Annotated in this window: 8 protein-coding genes; all 8 read left to right on the forward strand. The window is 64.3% G+C overall.

Going from position 1 to position 9763, the window contains the following annotated elements; translation table 11 throughout:
* Positions 1-365: 365 nt before the first annotated feature.
* The 8 genes from J1C49_RS14160 to J1C49_RS14195 all read left to right on the forward strand — a co-directional run bounded on the left by J1C49_RS14160 (position 366) and on the right by J1C49_RS14195 (position 9647).
* Entirely contained in the window at positions 366-1496 is a 1131-nt protein-coding gene (locus J1C49_RS14160) for an MlaE family lipid ABC transporter permease subunit (RefSeq protein ID WP_227446486.1), read from the forward strand.
* 2 nt (positions 1497-1498) lie between these two features.
* Complete coding sequence (locus J1C49_RS14165; protein ID WP_227446487.1) at positions 1499-2320, forward strand: ABC transporter ATP-binding protein; 822 nt, start codon at positions 1499-1501, stop codon at positions 2318-2320.
* Positions 2298-4265 (forward strand): MlaD family protein, encoded by a 1968-nt coding sequence (locus J1C49_RS14170; protein ID WP_227446488.1) that lies wholly within the window; start codon positions 2298-2300, stop codon positions 4263-4265. The genes J1C49_RS14165 and J1C49_RS14170 overlap by 23 nt, the downstream gene beginning before the upstream one ends.
* A 15-nt stretch (positions 4266-4280) precedes the next feature.
* Positions 4281-4928: an ABC-type transport auxiliary lipoprotein family protein gene (locus J1C49_RS14175; protein ID WP_227446489.1), complete on the forward strand. Its 648-nt coding sequence runs from the start codon at positions 4281-4283 to the stop codon at positions 4926-4928.
* Between the two features lie 256 nt (positions 4929-5184).
* Positions 5185-6096 (forward strand): BadF/BadG/BcrA/BcrD ATPase family protein, encoded by a 912-nt coding sequence (locus J1C49_RS14180; protein WP_227446490.1) that lies wholly within the window; start codon positions 5185-5187, stop codon positions 6094-6096.
* 97 nt (positions 6097-6193) lie between these two features.
* Entirely contained in the window at positions 6194-7225 is a 1032-nt protein-coding gene (locus J1C49_RS14185) for an SIS domain-containing protein (protein ID WP_227446491.1), read from the forward strand.
* Positions 7222-8361 (forward strand): N-acetylglucosamine-6-phosphate deacetylase, encoded by a 1140-nt coding sequence (nagA, locus tag J1C49_RS14190; protein WP_227446492.1) that lies wholly within the window; start codon positions 7222-7224, stop codon positions 8359-8361. The genes J1C49_RS14185 and nagA overlap by 4 nt, the downstream gene beginning before the upstream one ends.
* Positions 8362-8522: 161 nt before the next feature.
* Positions 8523-9647, forward strand: coding sequence for a keratin (locus J1C49_RS14195; protein ID WP_227446493.1), 1125 nt, complete (start codon positions 8523-8525; stop codon positions 9645-9647).
* Positions 9648-9763: the final 116 nt, after the last annotated feature.

Genomic DNA, 9763 nt, shown 5'->3' on the forward strand with positions numbered 1-9763 from the left:
TTGCTGTCTCTCTCGTGGGCACGGTGGAGCCAAAGGGCATGATGCGGCAGCGGACGTGACCTGACCCGGGATTGCACGTTTGGCCTCTGGGTGCGGCCCGATGGCTTGCACCGGACAAGAGAGTTCGATGCAAGCCGCTGGTCCGGAACCAAGCGGGCAGGGGGCTGCGCAACGCGTCAGCGTTCGGACGGACAGTGGACCAACCCGGCCCAGACCTACCTGCGCGCTGGGACTGGCCCGTATCGGGCCGAAAGGGGCGGCAGGAACCGCGCAGATCAGAAGCCTCGGAGCGACAGCGCATTTAATGGCAACCCGGTGAACGAATGGCCTGTAACCCGCCTGCGCAAGCGCGTAATGTCCGCGCCATGACTCAGACGGCTTCTCCCCAAATCACTGTCATGCAGGACGCGTCCCCTGCCGTGGTTTCCGTGCGAGGCGACCTGACCCTGATGAATGTCACACGTTTCGAAGCGGATTTGCAGTCCTTGCCGACCGGGGGAGACCTCCGCCTCGATCTGGGGGGCGCGGAGCGGCTCGACACAGCGGCGGCCTGGTCCATTGCCATGCTGCGACGGCGGCTCGAAGCGCGCGGGGATCGTCTTGTCGTGGACGGCGCCGACGAGGCGATGGCAAGCCTTCTGGACACGGTCGATGCCGCGATTCCGACACCGGATGTGATCCCGCCCGAGCATAGGACAGTGGCTGACAGGCTGGCCGAACTTGGCGAAAGGGTCGCGGGGGGCGGGCGTTACCTGCTGGCCCTCGTCGGCTATCTCGGCTTGTTCCTGTCCCGGATGGCGGGAGCGATCACGCATCCGCGCAGTTTTCGTCTGACCGCCCTTGTCCATCATTGCGAGGAGGTCGGGGTCAAGGCCGTGCCCATCGTTGCGCTGATGGCCTTTCTGATCGGTGTCGTGCTCGCCTTCCAAGGCGCGTCGCAGCTTCAACAGTTCGGCGCCGAGGTGTTTGTTGTCGACCTTATCGCGATCTCGATCCTGCGCGAGCTCGGTATCCTTTTGACCTCCATCATCGTCGCGGGCCGGACGGCCTCTGCGTATACGGCGGCCATTGGCTCGATGAAGATGCGCGAGGAAATCGACGCCATGCGCAGCCTTGGCCTCGATCCCGCTTCGATGCTCTTTGTGCCGCGTATTCTGGCGCTTGTGCTGATGCTGCCGATCCTCGGGCTGATCGCGAACCTGATGGGTCTGATCGGCGGTGGCATCATGGCGTGGATCGAGCTTGGCATCTCCCCCGCAATGTTCGCCATCCGGCTGGTGGAAGGCACCAGCGTGGATCACGTATTCATTGGGATGGTCAAAGCGCCGGTCTTTGCCTTGTTGATCGGGATCATTGGCTGTCAGGCGGGCATGCAGGTCAAGAGTAATGCGGAGTCGCTCGGGCGTATGACTTCGTCAGCGGTTGTTGCCGCGATTTTTGCGGTGATTGTGGCGGACGCGCTGTTTTCCATCTTCTTTGCCCAGATCGGAATGTAAGCATGGCCGACGGATCCGCCCTCGATTCCACCGACAGGGATGTGGTGATTTCCATCCGTGGCCTGCGCAATCAATTCGGCCGTCAGGTGGTGCATGACAATCTTGACCTCGATATCTACCGGGGCGAAATCCTCGGTGTTGTCGGCGGGTCCGGCACCGGCAAATCGGTCCTTTTGCGGACCATCGCGGGGCTTAACCGACCCGCCGCCGGGACGCTTACGGTGCTGGGTGATGACGTGCTCAACCGGCCACCGCTCGCCGCGGGAGAAACCGAAACGCGCTGGGGCGTGATGTTTCAGGACGGTGCGCTGTTTTCCTCTCTCACCGTGCGCGAAAACGTCGAGGTGCCGATGCGCACCGTTCCCGGCCTCGATCCCAAGATCCGCCGCGCGCTGGCTGATCTGAAAATCTCCATGGTGGGGCTGCCGTATTTCGCGGGCGACAAATACCCCTCGGAACTGTCTGGCGGAATGCGCAAGCGGGCCGGTCTGGCGCGGGCGCTGGCGCTTGATCCCCAGATTGTGTTCCTTGATGAGCCCACGGCCGGTCTTGATCCGATCGGTGCCGCCGATTTCGACACATTGATCCGTGGATTGAGCCGTTCGCTGGGGCTGACCGTGTTTTTGGTGACCCATGATCTCGACACGCTCCACGCGATCTGCGACAGGATCGCGGTGCTGGCCGAAAAGAAGGTTCTGGTGACCGGCACGATGAAAGAGATGCTCAGCGTCGATCATCCGTGGGTGCACGACTACTTCCACGGGCCGCGTGCTCGCGCCGCCCTCGATACGCAAATGGCCCATGGCGGGCCGGACAAGGTCTGAACTGGCGATGGAAACGCGCGGCAATTACATCTTGATCGGGATATTCACCCTTGCGGGGATCATTGGGATCGTGGGCTTGTTCCTGTGGTTCGCCCGTGTCGAGCTCGATCAGCAATTCGACTATTACGATATCCAGTTCAGCTCGGTCTCGGGGTTGAGCCAAGCCTCAGATGTGCGGTTCAGCGGGCTGCCCGTGGGGCAAGTGGTGGATGTCCGCCTGTCGCCTTCCCGCGACGGCACGATCCGCGTGCGCGTTGAGGTCGATGCTGCGACACCCGTGCGCACGGACAGCATCGCCACGATCGAAAGTCAGGGCGTGACCGGGGTTTCCTTTGTGCAGATCAGCCCGGGCACCCCGGAGGCGGCACTTTATGATGTGGCGGCGGATGATCCGATCCCGGTGCTGGAAGCCGGACGTTCGGTGATCCAGTCCCTGTCGGAGGACGCGCCGCAGCTGATCGAGCAGACGCTCGAGATCGTGCAGGACCTGAACAATCTCTTTGGGGATGAGAACCAGACCCGCATCGACAACATCATCACCAATGTCGAGGAAGCCTCTGACATCTTTGCCTCGACCTTGGAGGATTTCTCTGGCGTGGCGGGATCGGTGACCGATTTCTCCGTGCAGATCGGGGAATTCACGGCAATCCTGAACGGGCTTTCCGACGATCTGGAAGCGGTGTTGCAGACCACGGACAGCACGCTGGCGCGCATTGGCGGCTTGACCGACGATGCCGAGGCGCTGCTGCAAACCGGGACGGAGACGCTGGGCGCGGCGCGGCGCACGCTGGAAGGGGCGGATACTTTCATCACCGGCGAGCTGACCCAGACGACGAGCGCGTTGCGCGAATCGCTCGACAGCGCGACGGCCACCTTCGACACCTCCCTGAGCGATGCGACCCGGACGCTGAGCGACGGGCTTGACCGTGCGGTGTCGCGGCTCGATACCACGCTCACGGAAACCGCTGATGCCGTGCAGACGACCCTGAGCGGCGCGGATGCCTTCATCGCCGAAGATCTTGCCCGGACGACCGCCGATCTGCGTGCTGCGGTTGCGGCACTGCAGGCCGATGTCGACGCAATCAGCACCGACGCGCGCGGCCTGATGCAGACCTTCAACACCACGGGCGAAACGGCGACGGCCCGTCTGACCGAGGCGGAGGCCACGCTTGCGGCTGTGGATGCGGTCATCGAAGAGGTGAGCGCGGCGTTCGAGACGGTGGATGAGGCTGCCGAGAGCTTTGATGCGCTGCTTGAGGAAAGCGGTGCGCCGCTTCTCGCCGAGACCCGCGCGGCGGTTGCCGATGCGGCGCAAGCCATTGAGAGCGTTGCCAGCACGGTGGAGACCGATTTGCCTGCCATCGTGGCGGATATCCGCACCGGGATCGAGACCGCCACGGCCGCGGTTCAGACCGTGGCCGCCGATCTGTCCGGAGCCAGTGGCAGCATCGAGGACGTCACCGGATCGGCCAATCAGGCGCTGTTGCAGGTCACAGAGACCTTTGCCAACGCAAATACTACGCTTGACGCCATCAACAGCGCGTTGGCGACCGGTGAAAGCGCGCTGGTTGCGGCCGAGAGTGCCTTTATCGGCGCGGACCGGGTGATCAACGAAGATATCGACGGGATCATCACCGGTCTCGAAAACAGCCTGACCGCGCTGAATGAAGCCATTGCGACCGTATCGGACGATTTGCCCGAGATCAGCGCCGAGCTGACATCGGCAAGCCGTTCCGCCGGGGAAGCGTTCCGCACGCTGGACGGGGTCATCCGGCAGGCCGGTCCGTCGGTGACCACCTTTACACAGGATGGCTTGCCGCTAGTCACAAGGCTGGCCGATGAAACACGGGGGCTGATCCGCAACATCGATCGCCTCACCCAACAGATCCAACGCGACCCGGCGCGGTTCCTGCTCAACCGCGATTCCCCAGAATTCAGACGATAAGACAAGGTGTCATACATGCGCTCTGCCAGGCTCAGACCCGTTCTTTCCATCCTCGCCCTGTGCGCCTTGTCGGCTTGCTCGACCCTTGGTGCCCTCGGGGACGCCACGACACCGCTCAGCGTATACGAACTGCGCGCGCCGGAGGGCGCACCCGTGGCGCGCGGCGCGGCGCTGGCGCGCGACGTGATCGTCGAATTGCCGACCACAAGCGGTGTGTTGTCGACGGATCGGATCCTGATCCGGCCCAACGCGCTTGAGGCGCAGTATCTGCCGGAAGTGCGCTGGGGCGACGAAGTGCCGGTGATGCTGCAAACCCTGATGCTGCGTGCCTTGGTCAACACCGGCGGCGTGCGCTATGTCGGTCGGCGCCCCCTCGCCGGGGCTGGCGATTTTGCCATCGTCACCGAGCTTGTCGATTTCCAGGCCGAGGTGGCTGCGGATGGCGAAAGCGCGCTTGTCACGATGAACATGACCTCCCGCATGGTGCGCGAGCGCGATGCGTCGATCATTGCAAGCCGCACATTCACGGCCAGTGCGCTCGCGCCCAGCACGGAAACCACCACCATCATCGCTGCCTTTGACACGGCCAGCGATGCGTTGTTGTTGGATTTTGCCGAATGGACGATGGGCGCTTTGGGCAAACGTCTCGTGCCCGCATCCTGACCGGCAATCGCGCCACGGTTTTGTATCGCGGGTGAGAAGGACCGTCCCCGGGCGTGGCCGAAGGGTGCGCCACCGCCCCCTTGTCCGGGCAGGGTGCGCCCGCGATGCGATCACGGCGACGCGGCTTTACAGGGGCCTCGCACAGCGCCGCGCTGCGTAGCGAGCGACCGGAACGTGCCGCGTCGCAGTGGATGGCGCGGGGCGCATGATCTCGCTATCACTGGACCGGGCAACAGGCATACGAGAAAAACCGAGCATGGCGCGGCAGAGCATTCTTGTGGGGATTGATGGCGGCGGCAGCGGATGCCGGATCGCGATTGTCGGGCCGGGCGGTGACAGGCTGGCGCTGGCCCATGCCGGACCGGCGAATGTCACCACGGATCGGGCCGGTGCGATCGTAGCGGTTCTTGACGCAATCGATGCGGCGTCGCGGCAGGCGGGGCTGGACGATGACGCCCTGCGCGATGCCGTGGCTCATGTCGGTCTTGCGGGTGTCCTGACCGAGCAGGACGCGCATGCGGTGTCAGGAGCACTGCCCTTCGGGCGCTGCGTGGTGACCGATGATCGTCCGACCTTCGTTGCGGGCGCGCTGGGCTCGCGGAACGGGGCTCTTGTTGCCGCCGGGACCGGCAGTTTTGTCGCGGCACAAAGGGATGGCAAGATCCGCTGTGTCGGGGGCTGGGGCATGATCCTCGGGGATCAGGCCTCCGGTGCGTGGTTGGGCCAGTCCTTGTTTGAGCATGTGTTGCTCGCGGTTGATGGGTTGGCGGAGTCGTCGCCTCTGACAGACGAGGTGCTTGATGCCCAAAAATGCGAGCCGACCGGTTTGGTGTTGGGAGCGGCGACGGCGCGGCCCGCTGACTTCGCCGACTGGGCACCGCGGATTGTCGCGGCGGCGGAGCGCGGTGACGCGGTGGGGCGCGCGCTGATGCAGCGCGGTGCGGATTATCTTGACCGTGCGCTTTCCGCGCTTGGCGTCGGAGGGGCGCGACTCGGTGCCGAGGGGGCGGAAGAACTGCTGTGCCTGTCCGGCGGTGTCGGGCCGCATTATGCGCCCTATCTCACTCTGGAAGGGGTTCGCATCGTGGCACCAAGTGGGACAGCGCTGGACGGGGCGCTCCATCTTGCCGAACGGCTGGCGCAGGACACTTTCACGGAATCCCCATGAGCGCGTTGGCCCCTGCTACGGGTCTTGGACCCTCGGCGCGTCAGGATCTTGCGCGGTCCCGGCACGCATCGCCACCTGCCGTGGCAGCAAAGGAACGATGATGGTCAATGAAACCCATATGCGACGGGAAATCCTCGAAATTCCACGGGCCGCCGACAGGCTCCTGACAGAGGGCCGCGACGCCACGAAGCGCGCAGCCAACGCGCTGCGCGAAGCCGATCCGGCTTTTCTTGTCTCGGTCGCGCGTGGATCTTCGGACCATGCTGCCACCTATCTGAAATATGCCAGTGAGTTGATGGCCGGTTTGCCCGTGGCGTCGGTCGGGCCTTCAGTGGCGTCTGTCTACAACAAGCGCCTTCGGCTTGCGCGCGGCGCCTGCCTTGCGATTTCTCAATCGGGCAAGAGCCCGGATATTGTGCGTATGGCCCGCATGGCCACGGAAGAAGGCGCACTGACCATCGCGCTCACCAATCATCCGGACAGTGACCTTGCCGCCGAAACCACGCACGCGCTCGACTTGAACGCGGGCCCGGAACAAAGCGTCGCTGCGACAAAGACTTTCGTGAATTCCGCGCTTGCCGGGCTCTGGCTTCTGGCGGAGTGGCATCAGGACAGCGCGGTTTTGCGCGCGATCCGGGACTTGCCTGAGGTTCTCGATCGCGCCACGCGACAGGACTGGTCAGAACTGGCGACGGCGGTGACGGATCAGCCGTCGTTGTTCTGCCTTGGTCGCGGCCCGTCTTACGCGATGTCGAACGAAGCGGCTCTGAAGTTCAAGGAAACCTGTCAGGTGCACGCGGAATCCTACTCATCGGCAGAGGTGCTGCACGGCCCGGTCTCGATCGTCGAGACTGGCTTCCCCGTGATCGGCCTTGCCGCGGCGGATGCCGCAGAAGAGGCGCTCGTCACGGTGGCTGACGCGCTGGCATCCAAGGGCGCGCATGTTTTCGTCACCTCCGGGCGCGCCAAGGGGGCGACCGTGCTGCCCGTCGCCCGGACCGGCCACCCGCTGACCGATCCGCTCTCGCTGATCGTGTCGTTCTACGCCATGGTCGAGCAGGTGGCGCGGGCCCGCGGGGTCGATCCCGATGCGCCGCGCCATTTGCGCAAGGTGACGGAGACGGTATGACAAGAAAGGCCATGATCGGCGCCGCGATCTTCGACGGAGCGGCTCTGCATGAGGATCACGCGCTCCTTCTCGACGGAGACGAGATCGCCGGAATCGTCGCGCGGCACGCGGTGCCAGAGGCGTTTGCCACAGAGGCGCTGTCCGGTGGCACGCTGTTGCCGGGTTTTGTCGATCTGCAAGTCAATGGCGGCGGCGGTGTTCTGTTCAACGACCAGACCACGGTCGAGGGATTGGCGCGCATCGCTGCGGCGCATCGCGCGACCGGCACAAGCGCCGTCCTGCCCACGCTGATTACGGACACGCCGGACAAGACCGCCGCCGCGATCGATGCCGTGGCACAAGCTATGGCAGAGCGCGTGGAGGGCATCGTGGGGCTGCATCTGGAGGGGCCGCATCTTTCGCTGGCCCGCAAGGGCGCGCATGCACCCTCTCTCATACGACCGATGACTGCCGCGGATGAAGCGGTGCTGCGCGATGCGGCGATGCGGATTGCCAACCTCATGTTAACGGTTGCGCCGGAATCCGTTACACCGGATCAGATAAGCCGACTGAGCGCGGACGGCGTTGTCGTGTCTCTTGGGCATACGGATTGCGATTACGACACGGCTATGGCGGCGTTCGAGGCAGGTGCGTCCTGCGTGACGCATCTCTTTAACGCCATGAGCCCGCTGGAAAGCCGCGCACCGGGCCTTGTGGGGGCTGCATTGCGGGCAGGCTCCGTTTCGGCGGGCCTGATTGCCGATGGCATTCACGTGCATCCCGCCACCATGCGCGCGGCGTTGGCCGCCAAGAACGCGCCGGGCGGCGTGTTTCTGGTGACGGATGCCATGTCCACGGTCGGGTCCGATATCAAGGAATTTACACTCAACGCGAGACGTGTTTTGCGGCGCGATGGTCGCTTGACGCTCGAAGATGGAACGCTTGCGGGCGCTGATGTGACCATGCCGCGCGCGCTCTCGGTCCTGATCGGCAAGGTGGGCGTTGCTCCGGCGCAGGCTTATGCCATGGCGACATCTGTGCCTGCGGCGCTGCTGCGCGAGCGCGGTTCCTTTGGCCACCTGACGGTCGGTGCGCGCTGGTCGGGTGTGCATCTGATGCCGGATGACACCCGCGCGGCGCGGATGGACAGCCGTTGAAGCCGCGGCGGCGCTGGTCTCGCTGATTGCGGCACCGGTGCCGCTTGCTGTGCGACAAGCACCACGGTCCTGCACAGGCTGCGCCGCGCGGATCCTGTTGCAAGTCTCGCGACGCTTCTCTAGGGATCGCGGGCGCGTTTGGAGATCACCGGAACCTCTTCATGACCTCAGATCCTGCCTCCCTGTCGGACCGGAATGCCGTTGAGCTGCTCATGGCCAAGGCGCGGTTCTGGTATGGGCACGTCACACCGCCTGCCGATGCGTTTGCCGCCTGGCTGGTGGACTCGTTGCGCCCCGCTCTCGTCGTCGCGGCCGGGCCGGTGTCCTGCGAGACCGCCGTCCGGATCATGACCGCCACGGACCGGGTGCGCACGCAAACGCAGGTGATCGCGGACGACGCTGCGCGGCTGGATCTTGCGGATTTCGAACCGGGATCCGTGGATGTGCTCTGCGTTGATGCGCCTCTCTTGAGCGTCTGTGAGGACGGAGACTGGCTCGCAATCCTCGGTCAGCTGTCGGCGTCTTCGGTGATGGTGATTGCAACCGAGGGTCTTGATGCAGACCAGTGGATGAATCTCAGCGATACGCTGGAAGCATTCGCCGTGCCGGTTCTTGCCAGTCCCGGAGCGGCGCAGGTGATGTGTCTGACCGGTGCCGATGAAGCGCATGCTTTCGACGGGCTCGAAACGCTCGATCCCGAGGAGGCAGAAACCGCGATCATGTGCGCTCTGCTGCGCGGTGACCGGACCTCCCTTGATGCGGCCAGAACGCAGGATACCGGCGCGCAGGTGCAAGCGCTGCAAGACGAGATCGACGCTTTGAAAGAGCAGCTTGCGGACACGGAACGCGCGCTGCGCGAGGCTGAAGACACCGGTGCCGAAATGCTTGGGTCGGTGATGGACGACCTTGACCAGCTGCGCAAACGGATGCGCAACAAGACGATGGAAGATGCGCGCAAGGCGGTGCAACTCAAGCTGCGTCAGCGGTTGATCAGGCGGTTGCGCACCCGGCCGCGCATTCTGTGGCGACGCGGCCCGACGGCTTTTCAGAAAGCCGAAGCCGCCAAGGTTGCCGAGTCAAAGCTGTTTGACGCGGATTGGTACACGCAACGATATGCCGACGTGCGCCGCTCCGGCATGGATCCCGCGCTGCATTTCATCGTCAACGGTATTTACGAGGGACGGTCTCCGAGCAAGCGGTTCGACCTCTTGGTCTATTATGTCCGCAACCCGGATGATCTTGAGAATGCGGTGAACCCGCTGACAGGAACCAAAGACGCGTTCTGAGTGGCGCGCATCAAGCCATGGGCCCGGCGTCGCCGTGTCCGTCTGGCGGCGTCGCCCGTGGAGAGCTTGAAACATGGGCACGCATCACCGTTTGTCGGGCTCTGAAAGCGGCGCAG

It is taken from the genome of Cognatishimia sp. F0-27 (assembly GCF_020667845.1).
In the GTDB taxonomy this organism is placed as follows: Bacteria; Pseudomonadota; Alphaproteobacteria; order Rhodobacterales; family Rhodobacteraceae; genus JAFMPQ01.

Excerpts from the sequence above, each read along its gene's own strand:
- J1C49_RS14180 (WP_227446490.1), top strand. The coding sequence starts at position 5,185 with ATGGCGCGGCAGAGCATTCTTGTGGGGATTGATGGCGGCGGCAGCGGA.
- J1C49_RS14170 (WP_227446488.1), top strand. The coding sequence starts at position 2,298 with ATGGCGGGCCGGACAAGGTCTGAACTGGCGATGGAAACGCGCGGCAAT.
- J1C49_RS14175 (WP_227446489.1), top strand. The coding sequence starts at position 4,281 with ATGCGCTCTGCCAGGCTCAGACCCGTTCTTTCCATCCTCGCCCTGTGC.
- nagA (WP_227446492.1), top strand. The coding sequence starts at position 7,222 with ATGACAAGAAAGGCCATGATCGGCGCCGCGATCTTCGACGGAGCGGCT.
- J1C49_RS14185 (WP_227446491.1), top strand. The coding sequence starts at position 6,194 with ATGATGGTCAATGAAACCCATATGCGACGGGAAATCCTCGAAATTCCA.
- J1C49_RS14165 (WP_227446487.1), top strand. The coding sequence starts at position 1,499 with ATGGCCGACGGATCCGCCCTCGATTCCACCGACAGGGATGTGGTGATT.
- J1C49_RS14160 (WP_227446486.1), top strand. The coding sequence starts at position 366 with ATGACTCAGACGGCTTCTCCCCAAATCACTGTCATGCAGGACGCGTCC.
- J1C49_RS14195 (WP_227446493.1), top strand. The coding sequence starts at position 8,523 with ATGACCTCAGATCCTGCCTCCCTGTCGGACCGGAATGCCGTTGAGCTG.